This is a genomic window from Arthrobacter sp. Bi83, from assembly GCF_918698095.1.
Taxonomy (GTDB): domain Bacteria; phylum Actinomycetota; class Actinomycetes; order Actinomycetales; family Micrococcaceae; genus Arthrobacter.
The window spans coordinates 34,073-51,656 of sequence record NZ_CAKKLY010000020.1; the positions used below are offsets into that span (position 1 = coordinate 34,073).

General features: G+C 63.3%; 16 protein-coding genes and 2 pseudogenes. 8 read left to right on the forward strand and 10 right to left on the reverse strand.

Going from position 1 to position 17,584, the window contains the following annotated elements:
- Position 1 precedes the first annotated feature (1 nt).
- On the reverse strand, positions 2–688 hold the full coding sequence (locus LQ144_RS11230; RefSeq protein WP_230118788.1) for a DUF4232 domain-containing protein: 687 nt from the start codon (positions 686–688) through the stop codon (positions 2–4).
- Positions 689–1,203: 515 nt separating this feature from the next.
- Between LQ144_RS11230 and LQ144_RS11235 the strand changes: the two genes are divergently transcribed.
- From LQ144_RS11235 to LQ144_RS11245, 3 genes are read left to right on the forward strand one after another with little or no spacing between them, the layout of a single operon-like run.
- On the forward strand, positions 1,204–4,362 hold the full coding sequence (locus LQ144_RS11235; protein WP_230118789.1) for an efflux RND transporter permease subunit: 3,159 nt from the start codon (positions 1,204–1,206) through the stop codon (positions 4,360–4,362).
- Positions 4,359–4,808: a hypothetical protein gene (locus LQ144_RS11240; RefSeq protein ID WP_230118790.1), complete on the forward strand. Its 450-nt coding sequence runs from the start codon at positions 4,359–4,361 to the stop codon at positions 4,806–4,808. The genes LQ144_RS11235 and LQ144_RS11240 overlap by 4 nt, the downstream gene beginning before the upstream one ends.
- Before the next feature lies 1 nt (position 4,809).
- Entirely contained in the window at positions 4,810–7,947 is a 3,138-nt protein-coding gene (locus LQ144_RS11245; protein ID WP_230118791.1) for an efflux RND transporter permease subunit, read from the forward strand.
- Positions 7,948–7,966: 19 nt separating this feature from the next.
- On the opposite strand, the gene LQ144_RS11250 is transcribed toward LQ144_RS11245, so the two are convergent.
- Positions 7,967–8,533 (reverse strand): SRPBCC family protein, encoded by a 567-nt coding sequence (locus tag LQ144_RS11250; RefSeq protein ID WP_230118792.1) that lies wholly within the window; start codon positions 8,531–8,533, stop codon positions 7,967–7,969.
- 157 nt (positions 8,534–8,690) lie between these two features.
- On the opposite strand from LQ144_RS11250, the gene LQ144_RS11255 reads away from it, so the two are divergent.
- Positions 8,691–9,029 (forward strand): hypothetical protein, encoded by a 339-nt coding sequence (locus tag LQ144_RS11255; RefSeq protein WP_230118793.1) that lies wholly within the window; start codon positions 8,691–8,693, stop codon positions 9,027–9,029.
- Positions 9,030–9,106: 77 nt separating this feature from the next.
- Complete coding sequence (locus LQ144_RS11260; RefSeq protein WP_230118794.1) at positions 9,107–9,886, forward strand: type 1 glutamine amidotransferase domain-containing protein; 780 nt, start codon at positions 9,107–9,109, stop codon at positions 9,884–9,886.
- Positions 9,887–10,224: 338 nt separating this feature from the next.
- Here LQ144_RS11260 and LQ144_RS11265 read toward each other — a convergent pair whose 3' ends face one another.
- The 3 genes from LQ144_RS11265 to LQ144_RS11275 form a co-directional block, all read right to left on the reverse strand.
- Entirely contained in the window at positions 10,225–10,686 is a 462-nt protein-coding gene (locus LQ144_RS11265; RefSeq protein WP_230118795.1) for a hypothetical protein, read from the reverse strand.
- The gene (locus LQ144_RS11270; protein WP_230118796.1) at positions 10,686–11,117 is read right to left on the reverse strand and encodes a type II toxin-antitoxin system antitoxin SocA domain-containing protein; all 432 of its coding nucleotides are present in this window, start codon (positions 11,115–11,117) and stop codon (positions 10,686–10,688) included. The genes LQ144_RS11265 and LQ144_RS11270 overlap by 1 nt, the downstream gene beginning before the upstream one ends.
- A 1,047-nt stretch (positions 11,118–12,164) precedes the next feature.
- Complete coding sequence (locus tag LQ144_RS11275) at positions 12,165–12,446, reverse strand: hypothetical protein (RefSeq protein WP_230118797.1); 282 nt, start codon at positions 12,444–12,446, stop codon at positions 12,165–12,167.
- Positions 12,447–12,857: 411 nt separating this feature from the next.
- Here LQ144_RS11275 and LQ144_RS11280 point away from each other — a divergent pair.
- A pseudogene (locus LQ144_RS11280) lies at positions 12,858–13,941 on the forward strand (IS110 family transposase).
- A 693-nt stretch (positions 13,942–14,634) separates the two neighbouring features.
- Here LQ144_RS11280 and LQ144_RS11285 read toward each other — a convergent pair.
- The 5 genes from LQ144_RS11285 to LQ144_RS11305 form a co-directional block, all read right to left on the reverse strand.
- Positions 14,635–15,246, reverse strand: a complete 612-nt coding sequence (locus tag LQ144_RS11285; RefSeq protein ID WP_230118798.1) for a hypothetical protein — start codon at positions 15,244–15,246, stop codon at positions 14,635–14,637.
- A 124-nt stretch (positions 15,247–15,370) separates the two neighbouring features.
- Entirely contained in the window at positions 15,371–15,709 is a 339-nt protein-coding gene (locus LQ144_RS11290) for a DUF202 domain-containing protein (RefSeq protein WP_230118799.1), read from the reverse strand.
- The gene (locus tag LQ144_RS11295; RefSeq protein WP_230118800.1) at positions 15,706–16,071 is read right to left on the reverse strand and encodes a DUF202 domain-containing protein; all 366 of its coding nucleotides are present in this window, start codon (positions 16,069–16,071) and stop codon (positions 15,706–15,708) included. The genes LQ144_RS11290 and LQ144_RS11295 overlap by 4 nt, the downstream gene beginning before the upstream one ends.
- The gene (locus tag LQ144_RS11300; protein ID WP_230118801.1) at positions 16,064–16,504 is read right to left on the reverse strand and encodes a pyridoxamine 5'-phosphate oxidase family protein; all 441 of its coding nucleotides are present in this window, start codon (positions 16,502–16,504) and stop codon (positions 16,064–16,066) included. Before LQ144_RS11300 ends, LQ144_RS11295 begins: the two co-directional genes overlap by 8 nt.
- 113 nt (positions 16,505–16,617) lie before the next feature.
- Positions 16,618–16,854 carry a hypothetical protein gene (locus tag LQ144_RS11305; protein ID WP_230118802.1) on the reverse strand — a complete coding sequence of 79 codons (237 nt, stop codon included), beginning with the start codon at positions 16,852–16,854 and terminating at the stop codon, positions 16,618–16,620.
- A gap of 149 nt (positions 16,855–17,003) precedes the next feature.
- Between LQ144_RS11305 and LQ144_RS23100 the strand changes: the two are divergent.
- A pseudogene (locus LQ144_RS23100) lies at positions 17,004–17,117 on the forward strand (transposase); the annotation flags it as partial.
- Entirely contained in the window at positions 17,114–17,404 is a 291-nt protein-coding gene (locus tag LQ144_RS11315) for a TniQ family protein (RefSeq protein ID WP_230118804.1), read from the forward strand. The pseudogene LQ144_RS23100 and the gene LQ144_RS11315, both read left to right, overlap by 4 nt.
- Positions 17,405–17,584 lie beyond the last annotated feature (180 nt).

Here is a 17,584-nt window from a genome sequence, read left to right on the forward strand (position 1 = left end):
ATCAGCGGGCCTGGAACGCACCGACAGTCAAGAGCTCAATGGAGGCGTTGCTGCAGGCGTCTGACGGCCTGGCCACGAAAAGGGAAGCTGTGTCCTCGGGCGGGTAGATCCGGAATCCTGCAGCCTGCACACGGACGCAGTCAGGGTAGTTGTGGGCCTGCGTGTAGCGCAGCACGGCGCTTCCCGCTTGTCCGGGAGCCAGCAGCACATCGGTCACCGGCGCGGACGTGTCCCGCTGGGCGGGCGCGCCGATCGGCTTGCCGTTGGGGCCGCTGGTCAGCGAGACGCCGGCGAAGCCCTTGAGGTGGCAGGAAGCCGTGCCGCTGTTGGTCAGGATCAGCTGCATGTAGACGCTGCCGGCGGCGCCGCCGCCGGTGGAATCCGTGGAGGCTTTCAGGGCGGATGCCTTGCAGAGCTGGCTTCCGGCACCGGTGGATGCCGGCGAGGATGTGGCGCTGGCGGCTGTGGGCCTGGTCGGCGTCGCTGAAGGCGCCGCTGCCGACGAGGACGACGGCGGGGCGGACGTTTCGGGGGCCGCTTGGCCGGTGCTCGCGGAGGCGGATCCTGCCGCCGGTTCCGTGCCCGACTGGCCGGCCGGCTGGCTTGGTCCGCAGGCGGTGAGCAAAAGCGCCAGGGCGGCAGCCGCCGTCGTGCCTATCAGTCCATTGTTGATTCGCTGAAGCCTCATGGCATTAACATTGCGGCCCTTTTTGCCTGAGTCAACGAAGCCACGGCCCCCTGGCCGATTTGGTGCCCGGATTGTGACATCCGGACCCTGGAAGCATGCGGAGCTCGGCCGGGTGAACCGGCCGCCGGGTGGCCTGCGGCGCTGCCGATCGGATGGCCGGGTGCGGCCAATGAATGATGCAACGATAAATCATGCCAGGACCGATAAAACGCCCGATAAATAGGCGGAAAGTCCGTTGATATGCCCATTTCCCTATGTCAGAATGAACTTGGTCTCGCTTGTCCACGAATTGGATAAGTTCAATTCGGATAGGAATTACAGCTCATAGTCTGGCCGCGCTTGTCCATCACTCCCGCAGCCAGCACCGCCCCCGGCTCTGCCGGAGGCGTGCAGGGTTGTGGGAGGCAGCTCGGCATTCACCCGCGGCAACGCCGCTGCGGGTGATCCTGAATAAGGCGCATCAGTTATTGGACCCGGCAACGCTGCCGGAGCCAATCGCGATGGGGGCTGAGGATATGACCGGTTGGCTTGTCCGCTGGAGTCTTAAGTTTCGTTTGATCGTTTTGGCCACTGCTGCCGGCATTTTAGGGTTCGGAATTACCGCCCTGCCGTCCATGCCGGTGGATAATCTTCCCGAATTTGCTCCACCGCATGTGGAAATTCAAACCGAGGCGTTGGGCCTGTCCGCCGTCGAAGTTGAGCAGCTCATCACGTCGCCCATGGAGGCGGACCTGCTCAACGGCGTAGCCTGGCTCGACGAGATACGCTCTAAGTCCGTTCCGGGCCTGTCATCCATTGAGATGGTCTTTGAGCCGGGCACGGATATTTTCCGGGCACGCCAGCTGGTGGCGGAACGGCTGACGCAGGCGTTTGCCCTGCCGAACGTCTCCACTCCGCCGGTGCTGATGCAACCGCTGTCCTCGACGAGCCGCGTCATGATGGTCCAGCTGACCTCCGACGAAGTCTCGCCGATCGACATGTCGGTCTTGGCACGCTGGGACATCAAGCCCGCGCTCATGGGCGTTCCCGGCGTGGCGAACGTGTCCATCTACGGCCAACGCGAGCAGCAGCTCCAGGTCCAGGTGGATCCGGAAAAGCTCCGCGCGAAGAACGTCACGCTTGGCCAGGTGATTGAGACGGCCGGTAACGCTGTGTGGGTTTCGCCCCTCAGTTTCCTTGAGGCGTCCACGCCAGGCACCGGCGGGTTCCTGGAGTCCGCGAACCAGCGAATCGGCATCCAGCACGTGCTTCCCATCAGGACTCCCGCGGACCTTGGAAAAGTCAGCGTCGAGGGTGCGGCTGACAAGTCGCTGAAGCTCTCCGATGTGACCACGCTGAGCGAGGACCACCAGCCGCTGATCGGCGATGCCGTTACCGGCAAGTCGCCGGGCCTGCTGCTGGTAATCGAGAAGTTCCCGGATACCAGCGTTGGGGATGTGACGAAGCGCATCGAGGATGTTCTTGACGGACTCCGCCCGGGCCTCACGGGGATCACGGTGGATTCGACCGTGTTCCGTCCGGCATCGTTCGTCGAGTCCGCTGTGAGCGGGCTGGGTGTGGCGTTGCTGGTAAGCCTGCTGGTGGTGACGGCCGCTATCGGGCTGGCTTTCCGGTCCTGGCGGTATGCGCTGCTTGCCTTTGTTGCCATTGCTGTGGCTGCGATGGCCGCGGCACTGGTGCTGCAGTTCCAGGGGGCCGTGCTTAATACGATGGCCTTCGCCGGACTGATCCTGGCCTTGGTGGTCGTCATCGGTGACGTCATTCTGGACCTGCACAGTTTCCGGAGCGAAGCGACCGGTGACAGGGCGGCGCGGGAGAGCCTTCTCGCGCATGGGCTGCAGCGTTCCCGGGTTCCTGTCCTGTTCGCCGGTCTGGCCGCGCTGCTGGCGCTGGCGCCTGCACTGTTTGTGCCGGGCGTGGACGGGGCCTTCCTCAAACCGCTGGTGCTGTCCTACCTGCTGGCCACGGCTGTGGCGATGCTGGTGGCCCTGACCGTCACGCCGGCGCTGGCCAGCCTGCTGCTGCGCGGGGCCAGGCGGCCCCGCCGGAGCCTGTCGGCAATCCGCAAGATGAAGCTCGGTTACCGCCGGTCAACGGGTTCGTTCACCGGGGCCCTTGCTCCCATCGTGGCGATCACGGCGGCGGTCATGGCGATCGCAGCGGTTGCCGTGGTGCCGGGCCTGACCAAGGACTTGCCCATTGTGGGTTCCGTGCCTGACCGGACCCTCCTCGTGGAGTGGGAAGCCGCCGCGGGGACGAGTCCGGATGTTATGAACAGGGTGATGACGAACGCCGGAGAAGAGCTGAGCAAGGTTCGTGGAGTCTCGGCGGTGGGCGGCCATGTGGGACGGGCCATCACCTCGGACCACTCGTCGAACGTGAGTTCCGGTGAACTCTGGGTCACCATGGACGAAGGCATGAACTTCACCAGGGTACGGTCTGATGTCCGCGAGATCGTGGAGGGCTACCCCGGCCTGACAGCGAAGGTAACCACCTACCCGGAGCAGCAGGTTAGCGCCGCCGCCGCGGTGGACGACCGTCAGTTCAGGGTGCGCGTTTATGGCGTTGATTTGGCGATTCTGCGGGAGAAGGCCGATGAAATCCGCCAGATCCTGTCACGCACGAACGGCGTCGTTGACCCGCGGGTGGATGTCACCGTCGACCAGCCCGTAGCCGAGATCGAGGTGGATCTGGCGGCTGCCCAGAAGCAGGGCATCAAGCCCGGCGATGTGAGGCGTGCCGCTGCCACTGTGCTGCAGGGCATCGAGGTTGGGTTCCTGTTCGAGCAGCAGAAGGTGTTCCAGGTCATCGTCAAGGGCACGCAGAGCACGCGCAACAGCTTGACCAGCGTCGAGGACATGCTGGTTGACAAGCCAGAGGGCGGGCAGGTCCGGCTTGGCGACGTAGCGAAGGTCAGGCTCAGCCCGAACCAGACCGTGATCAACCACGACGACACGTCCCGCCGTGTGGATGTGGTGGCTGATCTGCAGGGCAGGAGCCTTGGCGACGTCACCAATGAAGTTCAGGCTGCGATCAAGGGAATGCAGTTCCCGTTGGAATACCACGCGGAGATCCCCAAGCAGTTCGGCGAGCAGCAGTCCGCCGGCGCACTGATCTGGTGGCTGGCCGCGGCTGCGGCGATCGGCATCCTGGTGCTGCTGCTGACGGTCCTTGGCAGTTGGCGGCTTGCGGGGCTGGTCTTCGTGCTGCTGCCGGTGGCCTTGTCCGGCGGCGTGGTTGCGGCCGATCTGACCGGGGGCTTCGGCTCGGTGTATGTCTTGGTGGCGCTGGCAGCCGTGCTGGCGTTTGCCATCCGGGATGCGGTCGTGCTGATGGGGACCTATCAGTCCCTGCAGGCGCAGGCTCCCTCGGCGCCGGCGTCGGTGAACATGAAGCGGGCGGCCTCCGAGCGTCTCCAGCCGACGGTATTGACCACTGTTATTACCGGCCTGGCGCTCGTACCGCTGGTGCTGCTGGGTGGTCCCGTCGGTGCAGGCATGCTGCTTCCGCTGGCGCTTATCGTGTGGGGCGGCCTGATCACCACGGCCCTGCTGACCCTGTACATCCTGCCAATCCTCTTCCTTCGTCTTGGTCCGGCCGCCAACACGGACTGGGGAAGTTCTTTGGTGATTAACAACGGTCCGGTTTTGCAAGAGAGGTCGGAATTGTCATGAAAAGCAATGGTGGTTTTGGGGGCTGGCGTCTTCTTCTCGTCTTGGCCTGGGCAGTCTCCGTGGGACTTAGCGGATGCGCCGCAGTCAAGAAAGAAGCCGCGCCGGCAGGGGTGGCCGCGGCCACCAAGGAAGAGGCCGGAGGGGACCTGAGCCGGCTGACACTGACGGACAAGGCTGTTGAGAGGCTGTCGCTGGCGACTGCCAAGGTTACAAAGGGCGCAGGCGGCGCACTGGAAGTCCCGTACGGGGCGTTGATCTACGATGCCACCGGCAAGACCTGGGTTTACACCAACCCGGAGCCCCGGACGTACATCAGGGCTGCCGTCACGGTTGACCGGATCACGGCCAACGTGGTCCGGCTCCGCACCGGCCCGGCAGCAGGAACTGATGTTGTCACCGTAGGTGCCGCGGAACTCTTCGGCGCCGAATTCGACACGGCGCACTGAGATGCGCCGGATTGTCGGGTTCAGCCTGAAATTCCGGGCGCTGGTGGTGGCCATCGCGGTGGGCATGATGGCGTTCGGGGGCGTCCAGCTCAGCACGGCTTCAGTGGACGTCTTTCCCGAATTCGCCCCGCCGAAGGTCGAAATCCAGACTATCTGCATCGGCCTGACCGCCTCCGAGGTGGAGCAGCTGGTGACCGTTCCGCTCGAAGATGCCCTGAACGGCGTTGAGCGGCTGGAGGACCTGCGGTCCAAATCGGTACCCCAGCTGTCTTCGATCGTGCTTATCTTCGCACCGGGCACGGACCTGCTCAAGGCCCGCCAGCTCGTCTCAGAACGGATAGCTACGGTCACCCCGACGCTGCCCACCTGGGCGGCGCCGCCGGTGATGCTGCAGCCGCTTTCATCCACGAGCCGGGTCATGAAAATCGGCCTGACCTCGGATGAACGCTCGCTGATCGAGATGTCCATGATCACGTACTGGAAAATCCGGGCACACCTGCTGCGGGTTCCCGGCGTGGCAAACGTTGCCATCTGGGGCGAACGCCTGCAGATGCTCCAGGTCCAGGCCATCCCGGAAAAGATGAAGGCCAAGGACGTCACCCTGAACGAGGTCATGGAAGTCACTGCCGATGCGCTGGATGCCGGTTTGCTGAAGTACTCGCCAGGTGCCGTCATAGGCACCGGCGGCTTCATCGGCACGCCGAACCAGCGGATCAGCGTCCAGCACGTGCTGCCCATCACCACCGCAAAGGACCTCGCGGAGGTGACCATTGAGCAGCGCAACGGCACACCCCTGAAGCTCGGCGACGTCGCCACAGTGGTGGAAGACCAGCAGCCGCTCATCGGTGACGCCGTCATCAACCAGGGTGACGGGCTGATGCTCATCGTCGAAAAGCTCCCCTGGGGCAACACCCTGGAAGTCACCAAGGGTGTCGAGGAAGCGCTGGCGCAGATGCAGCCCGGGCTCAGCGGCATCAACGTTGACACGGAAATTTTCCGGCCGGCCAGCTTCATCGAGGAGTCCCTGAACAACCTCAGCCGCGCGCTCCTGCTCGGCTGCATCCTCGTGGTGCTCGTGCTGGGAGCCTTCCTCTTCCAGTGGAGGACAGCACTCATCAGCCTGATCGCCATCCCGTTGTCGCTCGTGACGGCGGCGTCCGTCCTCTACCTCACCGGCACCACGGTGAACACCATGGTCCTGGCCGGGCTGGTGATTGCCGTCGGGGTCGTGGTCGATGATGCCATCATCGACATCGAGAACATCATCCGAAGACTCAGGCAGCACCGGGCACAGGGCGGAACCCGCTCCACCGCCTCGGTGGTCCTGGAGGCCTCGCTGGAAGTGCGCGGACCTATCATCTACGCCACGCTGATCATCATCGCCGCCGCGGTGCCGATCTTCTTCCTCCAGGGCCTGACGGGTGCTTTCTTCAGGCCGCTGGCCATCTCCTACACCCTGGCCGTGCTGGCCTCCATGCTGGTAGCACTGACCGTCACGCCGGCCCTTGCGCTGATCTTCATGCGCAAGGTCCCGCTCAAGGAACAGGAGCCGCCGCTGGTCCGTGTGCTCAAGCGGGGCTACCGCCGGATCCTGAGCAAGATGGTCCGGCGACCGGTGGCAGGGTATGCGGCGTTCGGCGCCATGGCGGCGGTGGGCGCCCTGACTGCACCGCTGCTGGGCCAGTCGCTGCTGCCGGACTTCAAGGAGCGGGACTTCCTGATGCACTGGGTGACCCAGCCTGGTACGTCGGTGGAGGAGGAGTACCGCGTCAGCCAGAAGGCCTGCGCAGAACTCCTCACCATCAAGGGCGTACGGAACTGCGGCTCACACATCGGCCAGGCGTTCGCGGCCGACGAAGTGGTGGGGGTGAACTTCGGCGAAAACTGGATCAGCATCGACCCCGCCGCGGATTACAACACGACGCTCGCCAGCGTCAAGGAAGTCGTGGAAGGCTATCCCGGCATTCACCGCGACGTCCAGACGTATCTGAAGGAGAGAATCCGTGAGGTTCTCACGGGCGCCAGCAACGCCGTCGTCGTACGCCTATACGGCGATGACCTGGCGCTCCTGCGCAAGAAGGCAGCGGAAATCAAGGGCATCTTCAGCAGTACCGAGGGTGCGACGGATGTCCATACGGCGCTGCAGGTGGACGTGCCGCAGATCGAAGTCGAAGTTGACCTGGCAAAAGCCCAGAGCCTCGGGCTGAAGCCGGGCGACGTCAGGCGGGCCGCGGCGACGCTGGTGGCCGGTGAAGAAGTGGGCGACGTCTACCGGGGTGGCAAGGCCTACGACGTCCAGGTGTGGAGCCCCGTGGGTCTCCGCTCCGACATCACCAGCATCCGGAACCTTCCCATAGACACCCCCAGCGGGAAGCGGGTCCTGCTGTCCGATGTGGCAAGCGTCCAGCTCAGGCCGACACCGAACGTCATCGAGCGCGATGCCCATTCCAGGCGCATCGACATCGAGGCCAACGTGAAGGACGGTTCACTGGGCACGGTGGTGGCGGCGATGGAGGAAGGGCTCACCAAGGTGGAAATGCCTCCGGGTTTTCATACGGAAATCAAGGGAGAGTTCGCGGAGCGCCAGGAAGCGACCCGGACGCTGCTGACCCTCGCCATCGCGGCTCTTGCCGTGATTTACCTGCTCCTGCAGGTTGCCTTCGGGAGCTGGCGCCTGGCCACGCTGGTCATCCTCACCCTGCCGATCGCCCTCGTGGGCGGCGTGTTCGCCGCCTTCATGGGAGGCGGGGTGCTGTCACTGGGCTCGATTGTGGGCTTCCTGACCGTCATGGGCATCGCGGCACGCAACGGCATCCTGCTCGTCAACCACTGCCAGCACCTGGAGAGACACGAGGGGATGAAGTTTGGTCCCGAGCTGGTGCTGCGCGGTGCCGGGGAGCGGCTCTCGCCGATCCTGATGACCACCCTCGCGACGGGGCTGGCCCTCGTTCCGCTGGTGGTCCTTGGCAACATCCCGGGCCACGAGATCGAACATCCCATGGCGCTGGTCATCCTCGGCGGACTGGTGACGTCCACGTTGCTCAACCTCTTCGTGGTTCCGTCGCTCTACCTGAGGTTCGCCAGGCCGAAGGGGCGCCGCGACGAGGCACCGAAGGAGCCAGAGCTGGCCAATGCCTGACCTGAACCCGTGAGGATAATCAAGCCGTCCGCCGCCCACGCCCCGCCACACGCGGGAACGTGGGCGGCGGTGGCGCGGGTACGGAGTGGGGTTCCGCGCCTGACCGGCGGCGGCGCAGTTCGAGTGCCAGGCTTTCCTGCCCCCGCGCCATGGCCCAGCGGTGGTTGGCTGCGAACGCCGGCTTCAGCAGCCAGCTCAGGCGCCGGAGCAGCGGTTTGTGGGCGCTGACCTGCCAGTCGTACGTGACGACGGTTTCCGGGCCGTCCTGTTCGAAAACCCACCGGCCCGTTCCGTCGAGGTCGCCGGCAGCCCGGATCGTGAAGCCGCTGGTGGTGATCGGTGACGTGACGGTGAATGTCCAGCGGAGGGTATAGGGGAGCCATCCCTTGGTGAGCAGCCTGGCCATCCGCCCGACGCCGTTCTCCCCGCCCGGGTGGATGCGTTCCACCGCCAGATAGACCGAGGGCCACCAGTCCGGCAGGGTGGAGGGTTCGCCCAGGATGTCTGCCACTTCGTCCGGCGTTCCGGCCACACGCCACACAGTACGGAACACATAGTCGGTACTTCTGGTGCCGTGCGAATCCACCGTGGCCTCCTGCTGATTGCGCTCTGTAGTCCATTCAAGCGCTGTCCGCCCCTCGGCTCAATGCCCCCGTCTATATCCCTGGCTGGGCGGCCTGTACTGACTTAACACCCCGCCATAGACTGCTGACGTACGTCGCTCTCTAACGCAAGGAGAAGTCATGAACTACGCAGGGACCGGCAACGAGAAAGCTGTGGCGGCCACCGATCTCAACAGGACACACGTCGGGCTGACAGTCAGTTTCCAGCCCGACGACGCCACCCTGGTATTTGGCCGCATCGGCGCCATCGTGCGTAAGGACACTGGGGTGATCATCGCCCTGGACGGTGTGGATGGCACCGCAGGGCTGCAGACGAATTACAGCGTGTCCCCGACTCAGAAAGTGTACGTCCAGCCGGACATGCTGACCAACACCGAAACCACCATCAAGGATCTGTTTGGCAAGGTCCAGGAGAATCTGCGCGGCCACAAGGGAGACCAGCGGCCGGACGAAATGTAGGACCGGCCGCCCACCGCCGGAACGGGCAAGGCAGACGGGCAAAGCAATGGGTCGAAGTTAGACGAAAGGAACACTTCATGAAGAAAATCCTTATGGTACTGACCAGCGTTTCCGAGATCGGCGATACCGGAGAGAAGACCGGCTACAACGTGGCCGAAGCTGCACATCCCTGGAAGGTCTTCAAGGATTCCGGGCATTTCGTCGACTTTGCGTCCATCCAGGGCGGCCAGCCCCCGCGTGACGAGGTGGACTCAGCAGATCCCATCCAGGTCGCCTTCACCGAGGACGAGACCACGCGCGCCGGTCTCTACAACACTGCCCGCGTCGACGTCGTTGATCCCGCACAGTACGACGCCGTCTTCCTCGTGGGCGGCCACGGCACCATGTGGGACTTCCCGGACAGCGAAGGCTTGCAGAATCTGGTGGCCAGCGTCTACAACGCCGGCGGCTTGGTGGGCGCGGTCTGCCACGGACCGGCCGGCCTGCTGAAGGTGGAATTGGAGAACGGGTTCCGCCTCGTCGAGGGCAGGAAGGTTGCCGCCTTCACCAACGACGAGGAGGTTGCCGCAGGGAAGGACAAGGTCATCCCGTTCTTTTTGGCAGACCGACTTGAGGAACAGGGCGCCACCCATGTCTCCGCTGGTGTCTTTGAGGAAAAGGTCGTGGTCGACGACCGGCTGGTGACCGGCCAGAACCCGGCCTCAGCCGCCGGCGTGGCCAAGGAGATGGAGAAGCTCTTCGCAGAGGTCATCCACCAGGAAAAAGCCGAGGAACAGCACGAGACGGAGGCTCTGCGCGCCGGGAAGGACGCCGAGAAGAACGCCAAGAAGGCTGCTGCGGCAGGCACCGAGCACTAAAAGCCCGCAGCGCACTGATACTGGCGGCCGCCCCGACGACAGGGCGGCCGCCAGTCGCCGTACGTGCGCGCCGGCAACCACACAGTCCAACGCATCTGATTTTCCGCTGCGCTCAGTGCCTACGAGTACGTTCCAGACAAAGCGAAAGGCCCTGCTTCCCTTTGTTTACAAGGGAAGCGGGGCCTTTCTCATCCGCGGTGACGGTGGGATTTGAAACCTCTCCCTAGCCTGCGCTGGCAGGGAAATCCCCTAGATTCCACGGAAAGTCATCACCCGAAATCACCCGTTATCACACCAGATGTGCCCAAAATGTGCCCAGGTTGTGCCCGAGCTTGCGTTTAGCCTGAAGGCCAGACCGCGTGCCCTGGATCCCACCACACGATGCTGAATTCATTGCCGACCCGAAAGCCCAAGAGACGCTGAACTTCTGTCACCTTCAGCCGCGCCAAGTCGTCGCGCCCGTTAAACTGCTCTGCGAGGCGTTTCGTGGCGTCCTTGTTAGGACATTTCGCCATGTCATAGTCCGCCAGGGCCCCCGTCCGCTTGGCATCATGGACGGTCATGCGCTCATAGTGCTTGAGCTTTTTAAGCAGTTGGATGTGATCAGCTTTGGCGATCTTTGTAAGCGGCCATTTTCCGCCGTGGTCGACGTCCGCAAAGCGGAACCGTAGGTGTCCTTCAGTGTTGAGTGGCGCGGCAACAGGAAGACGCCCCGGACCGGGGAAATCGGCGTATGGTGTCTTCTCATTTGTTGGGGGGACAGCCGGTATGCTCTTATTTCGGCTCCGCTTGTCGGCCATTACAGCGGGTTTGTGCCGACGAGCCCATCGTAGTACTCGTGGATGTCGACGTGGGAGATTTCAGTACGGCAGTTGGCTCCCGCCGGCAGATCCCCGCGGGCATTTCGCCAAGGATCCTCGCGGTGCGTCAGCTCGCTGAGTTCGTGCGCGGGACGTTCACCGTAGAATCCGAGGACGTTGTCGATCGAAGCTTTTTCGCCAGCGTCGAGGTTGTCAGAATTGCCCCACTGAGACCAGTCGCTCACCATAAACTGCCGCCGATGCTTCGCGTACAGATCAGGGGAGACCGGACCGTTGGCCCACGCCTCAATACGCTCGCTAAAGAGAGGTCGTTCTTCCCACACCAAGTGCCAGGCCTGGGAGTAGTACACGAGCTTCTGCAGCTTCATCGCTGACATGCTGCTCTTCTTCTTCAAAATGTAGGCCGCCACGTCATGAACATTCGCCATTCGTGCCTCACCGCTTCCCCCGCTACGGACCGTTGCAACGGTCGCCCACTAAATCTAAATGGGAATTCCACAGGTTATCCACAGAATTCCGATTGTTCTGCACCCTCTTATCCACAGGTACAACTGCACTTCAGTCTACATGTCTGGGCCGTCTGCGAGGTGCGGCGGGCGGAAGAGCGGCTACACGAATGGATCGTGCTCTGGCTCGGTCCGCCACTCGTCGGGCCTGTTCTGGTTGTCGCGGATCCAAGCCACTAGGCGCTGGACCTCGTCCACGTGCAGCAGGATTCGTTTGCCGAGCCGGGTGTGGATCCCTGAGGTTCTGCAGTAGCTGCGCAGCTTTGACTTAATGATGCCCAGGGCGGGTGCGACTTCCTCTGGCGTTCGGAAGGTCGGCTTTGGTGGCTCTGTCGCCGGCTGGGGCGCCTGCCCCACGTCTGGCTCAGGGATGGCTTACAGAACGTTGGCCGTGTGCTGGCTCAGGGGCCTTGTGGCCGCCCTTAGGCCCCTCACAGACGGCATCACGGACCTGCAGAAACACAAGCTCACGTTCTTTCATGTGCCGGACCTCAGGTTTCGTCCAACGTCAACTATCCGGTGCGGACGCCCGCACCCGAAGCGAGAAACTCACCTGCACATCTCCGGGTAGGCTTCGGAGTGCCAGCCTTGCGCCTGCGCGAGCAGCCCGGATCCCGACCCAGGTTTGACCGCTGATCGTTTGAGGGGTCACTGTGGCCGCCGAGGCTAGTCACGCATGTGTTCCAGCAGCCAGTGGGTGGACAGGGGGTGCGGCGCAGTGTAAAGGTCCTAAGGGCCGTGTTGGACCCGAGATGGACCTGGACCCGCCACAATTCGATGCTCACCAGGTCGCCGCTCCCGACGGCCGCGCTACGCCGGGTTCCCACCAGGTGTCCCGGGTGAACCAGTACTCATGTAGTGGTGCCAGAAACGAGCGGCTTCAGTTTTCATCTCCCCCGGATTGTTTGCGCCGACTGGATCGCCTCAGCCTTTCTCCGGAACCCGGTGGACTCAGACTGGTTGTTGGGCCACCTCAAAGATCTCATCCATGTCCTCGGCCGTGCAGATTCCAGTGGCGAAGGCCCGGCGGATGACATCTTGCCTGAATCTCTTTGCACGGTTCTCGGTGGAGAACCCTTGACGGAGCCATACCGGGTCTCTCAATTCGAAATCGTCGCCAATCTCGATAGACAGATCCCAAGGGTTCTCTTCCGTGTCGTCAACGCAACATGAGATGGCGATGTTGTCGACCCTCGCCAGGTTCACGACGTAGTCGTCGATTTCCACAAACATTTAGACCTCCGGTGGTTCTGGGTTACGTGGTCCTGCGGGACCACGGTGCGCGGGCGGGTCGCCGCGCGACGAACGACAGCCTAAGCCAAAAAACCGTCACTGTTTCCCGCGCGACAGAGGCCAGATGGGAAGGATTTGCTCTCAATGTCGAGCCCAGCTACGCCTAATGGGGGTGTACCCGCAGGTCCCTTCGGGGGCATGCTGGGTATCCGAGCCGCTGGTGGGTGAGCACTTGCCGCGCCTGGCCCTTGTCGAGGCCTAGGTCTAGATCGTGCCCCGCCGGCTGGTGGGGTGGGCCTGTAGCGCTGGTGGGGTGTCGTGCCGTAGAGCACTGATCCATTAGACCGCAGCCAGTTCCTTCCTCCCCCGCGTAGCGGCCCGGGACGAGTCCACAACGGAAGGACCGGGACAATGCTGTTCATCGGCGACGACTGGGCGGAGGACCACCACGACATCGCGGTCGTGGACGAGGCGGGCCGGTTGCTGGCGCACCGCAGGCTCGATGAGGGCGTGGCCGGGCTCGAGACGCTGCATGCCGTGATCGGAGGGTATCTGCCCGACGGCGCGGCGCCGGCCGATGTGCTCGTTGGGATTGAAACCGACCGGGGGCCCTGGGTGCAGGGTCTGCTGGCGTCCGGCTATACCGTTTACGCGATCAACCCGGCGCAGTCTGCCCGCTACCGGCAACGCACCGGCGCGGCCGGGGCGAAGTCCGACAAGGGCGACGCGCTGGTGCTGGCCCGGATCGTGGCTGTTGACCGGGGGCTGCACCGGGCGATCGCCGCGGACAGCGGCGTCGCGGAGGAGGTCAAGGTCCTGGCCAGGGCCCACCAGTCACTGATCTGGGCCCGGCAGCGGCAGGCGAACGTGCTGCGTTCGAACCTGCGCGAGTACTACCCGGCCGCGCTGGCCGCGTTCGGCGAGGACCTGCACGGACGGGACGCGATGGCTGTGCTCGGCGCCGCACCCGGCCCGCAGGCCGGGGCCCGGCTCACGTCCACCAAGGTCCAGTCGCTTCTGCAGCACGCCGGTCGGCAACGCTACGTGGCTGCCCGCTCCGGCGAAATCGTTGAGGCGCTGCACTCCCGGCAGTTGCCCGCCCGCCCGGGGGATCGAGGACGCCTACACGGCCACCACGGCAACCCTCGTTGCTGTCATCCACGAACTCAACACCCAAATCGGGGTCCTGCAGAGGCAGGTGGAGGAATCTTTTGGCCGGCACCCGGACGCTGAGGTCTACCTCAGTCAGCCGGGTCTGGGGCCGGTGCTCGGCGCCCTGGACCTGCAGGCCTTCGCCGCACTCAGCGCCTCACCAGGCGCACGCGGCTACTACGACGCCCGCCGCTCACGCGGCGCCACGCACCACCAGGCCCTCCGCGCCCTGGCCAATCGGCTCGTCGGGATCCTCCACGGCTGCCTCCGCCGCCACACCACCTACAACGAGGACACCGCCTGGCACACCACCAACCAGACCCTTGAACTCCAAGCCGCTTGACAGCTTAGAACCGTGGGGTATCTAGACTTCCGGTTCTCGTCGGGCTGATTACCGGGATTCGCCTCCGTTCTCGCGCCCGCGCTGATTGCTCGCTGGTTCACCCGGTGTCGGCCGGACTGCAGCATCAGCACGCATGGCCCGAGAATGGGACCACGTCACATCTTGTATTTTCCGGCACCCCCTCAGAACTTCCAGGTCTGAGGGCAGGGGACAGCCTCGACGTGGTGGCAAGAAAGTCCGCCGGGGCACGTTCAGCAGGCAGGTGGATCCTCGTGTCGTGGTGGTCCTAGCTGCTTACTTTGGTGCGCTTTCTTCGCAGGGTTTACATTCGGCAAGCCGGTATCTCTCTGCCAGGGGCGTTGGCTGGGGCGGAAAGATCCGCGAAAACACGGGGGTTTTTGGCACCTACCGCCGATAAGAGAAGTTATCGGCGGTAGGTCTGAACCGGGCATCAGAACCTATTTACATATGTTGGAGAACTCGAGTTTGGATACTCCTGGAGGCGCGAGCTGAGCTCCGACCTGGAACTGAGTCTGTCGCTTCGGACGATCTATTCGGCCGATCCAAAGTGACGCCAAGAGATGGCCGACCACCGGAATTTAATGTGCTGTTGCTGCCGCCGTTGCTCGAGCCCGTCAGGGGGAGGGAGTGCTGCGCTATCCGCTGCATGAAGACTACGCGTCGTCCTGTAGTTCACACCTGGACGTCGCTGACGTGGTGGCGCATTTGCTCGTGAACCGCGAGTTCACCGGCATCGTGTCTGTGGGTGCCCTGCCGGGCCTTGTCGGCGCGGATCTTGCTGACGGCTTCTCGACGTATGTCGGCCGGAATGTGCTGTTTGAGGTCCTCCAGCCCGACGAGTTTGGCAAGCTCATCATTCCCGTTTTCAGGGAAGCAGCGGCTGTGCCGGTCGTGGAATCGTATGAATACCGGCAGGGCTGGTCCGATGAACTGATCCCTGCAGACCGTTCCGCGCAGACGGTCAATGGTTCCCCGGAACATCCCAAAAGAAATCGCCCCAATGTTTGTGGCAGGTGCTGTTGGCCACAGCTGGTATACCGCAGCGTACCGGAGGGATACCCCGGAGCATTGGACGGTGAGGTTGCTTGTGGTCAGGAGGGACCGACGGTTCCAGGGAGATAGGTAGTTGATGATGTCCAAGGCCTCCAGCGGCCGAGCTTTTAGGCTCGGCCCTATGAGGCTTACACCAACTGACTGCAACAGGGACTTAAGTGCGGTTGGGTCATTGGTGCTGACGGCCAGCGTGAAGGCTGCAAGCCTGTTCTCGATGTAGTGGCGCAGCACGGATAGCTCGGACCGGTATTCCATATCCTCGAGGGATACATCGTTGGCAGGGTTTGGATTCACCCAACGAGCCAAATCGTGTCCTGCCCATGCGAGGGGAGCTGGAGTAGTGTTTATGCCGTCCTTAAGTCCGAATGGTAAGGACCAGGGCCAGTGAAACAGCCCCGGCAACCACGGTTGTGAAGCCAAGGGCGGCCGGGAGGAGCCCGTCGGCGGCTTGGGGCGGTTCGCCGTGAAAGGTCGTGAGGGTTTGGTGCTGCCAGAGGTATCTCCGCCGGACCAGGAGCAGCAAAATGACTGCTTCGAGAACACCTGCGAGAGCCAAAAGCAGCGACCATGGCCCGAGAGTCGGGGGCAGGACCCTCATCGCGGCCAGCGAGCCGACAAGTAAGGACAGACAAGTGCGCTGCCAGGCAAGCCCGGTGCGTTCTGGCTGGAGGCCGGGGTCGAATAGTGGGGTCATCTGAACAGGATTCCGAGCAGAATAAGGACCGCGACCGACACCAGTAGAACCGTCAGTGGGAGCGAGAACGGGCCGGAGGGAAGGGGGGAACTCTTCCGGAGGGCCTGTTCGGTCCTTTTCCATCCGGTCCAGGCTTGGATGGCTGAGAGTATCCCGGCGACGATCAGCAGGACCGAAGCGGTAAGCCTGTACCCGGAGTGGATACCGAGGCCGAGTGCCTCGAGAGCGACCCCGCTGGCGAGTAAAGCCAGTGCTGTGCGGATCCAGGCCAGGAAGGTGCGTTCATTGGCGAGGCTGAAACGCGCATCCGGTTCATTTCCCTGGCTGAATACCACTTTGGGAAAGCGGTTTAGTTCAGCCAACTGTCTCGCCTTTCTTCGGCTGCACCTGGAACACCGCATTGGAGTGTTCGATCCATTCGTCGATGCGGACCCTGACCGCGGTGCGGGGATTCCGGATCGCGTAGGGACCACCGAAGTAGTGAGCCGTCATGGCGTCGATGATCTGAAGGTTTTCGTCCTCAAAAAATTCGACCGCGGTTGCCAGGAGGGTGACGGCGTCTGTCCAGCCATTGTTCTTGAGAACCGTAAGTGACATGCGGGGGTCATCCCGGAGGTGCTGGAGGCGGCCGCCTCGGGAATTACCTGCAGCGATGCTCAGGAGGATGTGCTCGGCATCTTCAATCAGGTAGACGATCTGGACGCTTACAGGACGTCCGTCGGGGTCGACTGTAGCCATGACTGCGGGGTTGGGTTGGGAGATGAAGTCGAACACATGCTGGGGGAGGGCTGGCATGGTGGCGCGCTCCTTTCACTTTCTAAAGGGGTGTGGTAAACGCGAGGCGCCCCGGCCTGCGGTGCACGGATCCGGGATGCCGGTCCGGGCAGTCGGCCGGCGCGTCTCGAGCGTTACTTTTGGGGGGTTCCCCAAGCAGCGCGGAGCTGGTCCAGGTATACGCGGAGCTCTGTGACCATTGACATGGTGTGCGGTTCGGCCACCCATTGCTGCTGGAGCCCGTCGAGGACGGCAATGGTGTTGCGGACGATGGCGTCGACGGGGGCGTCAGGGAGAATTTCGCCCGTTCGCTTGCTAACGATCCTCCCCGTGAAGAAAGTGCGATGACCCCGGCATTCGGACATATCCATAACTGCAGTTTGAGGATTGTGAGGAGTTGGACGACAACGCACCTCTGACCAAGGGCGAGCAAGTGCCCGGCTGGAAAATCCAGCCGGGCACTTGCATCAAAGCCTGGAAGCGCCCTCAACCAACGAGGTCTCGATACGATGCCGACGGGGCGATCGCCGCCGTGGAAAGCGGTGAAGAAAGCATCAATCACCGCACCCTGGTCATGGCCGACTACGCAGGACTCACCCAAAGGCGGCGCTTGTTCGAACGAGAACTGATGTGAGACCGCCAGAACGCTGGCCCCTGCACCAGGCACCGGCAGAAACGGAATCGCTGTCCTCCTGGCTGCGGCGGATCGCCGCCAGCTACGGCATGTACTCCTACGAGTTGCTCGAACACGGACTCGGCCACCGGGAACTTAGCGACCCCGAGCTGGATCTGGACCCGCCAATGCACCTGCTCGAAGAGCTCGGCAGGCGCACCGGTCTCGGCCATCTCCGCGTAAAGGCCATGACGATGGCCGGATGGGTGCCATGGCTTGATTGTGTCAACTTGATTGGAGCCCGCTAGGACGGCCAGAACGGTACCCAGGGACTGGCAGCGACTCGGTCTCGCAGGTCTTGGTGCTGCAGGCTATGGCGCCAGCCTCAATTTGCTCCGAATTTTCTTATGGCGTCCCTAAAGCGGTCAGAGCGGAGGAATGTTTCTCGTCGTTCGGCCAGCATGAATCGACGAAACGGCGCCAGTTTT

Coding starts and splice junctions, on each gene's coding strand:
- LQ144_RS11230 (WP_230118788.1), bottom strand. CDS start 688: ATGAGGCTTCAGCGAATCAACAATGGACTGATAGGCACGACGGCGGCT.
- LQ144_RS11235 (WP_230118789.1), top strand. CDS start 1,204: ATGACCGGTTGGCTTGTCCGCTGGAGTCTTAAGTTTCGTTTGATCGTT.
- LQ144_RS11240 (WP_230118790.1), top strand. CDS start 4,359: ATGAAAAGCAATGGTGGTTTTGGGGGCTGGCGTCTTCTTCTCGTCTTG.
- LQ144_RS11305 (WP_230118802.1), bottom strand. CDS start 16,854: ATGGATATGTCCGAATGCCGGGGTCATCGCACTTTCTTCACGGGGAGG.
- LQ144_RS11245 (WP_230118791.1), top strand. CDS start 4,810: ATGCGCCGGATTGTCGGGTTCAGCCTGAAATTCCGGGCGCTGGTGGTG.
- LQ144_RS11300 (WP_230118801.1), bottom strand. CDS start 16,504: ATGCCAGCCCTCCCCCAGCATGTGTTCGACTTCATCTCCCAACCCAAC.
- LQ144_RS11265 (WP_230118795.1), bottom strand. CDS start 10,686: ATGGCCGACAAGCGGAGCCGAAATAAGAGCATACCGGCTGTCCCCCCA.
- LQ144_RS11255 (WP_230118793.1), top strand. CDS start 8,691: ATGAACTACGCAGGGACCGGCAACGAGAAAGCTGTGGCGGCCACCGAT.
- LQ144_RS11260 (WP_230118794.1), top strand. CDS start 9,107: ATGAAGAAAATCCTTATGGTACTGACCAGCGTTTCCGAGATCGGCGAT.
- LQ144_RS11275 (WP_230118797.1), bottom strand. CDS start 12,446: ATGTTTGTGGAAATCGACGACTACGTCGTGAACCTGGCGAGGGTCGAC.
- LQ144_RS11290 (WP_230118799.1), bottom strand. CDS start 15,709: ATGACCCCACTATTCGACCCCGGCCTCCAGCCAGAACGCACCGGGCTT.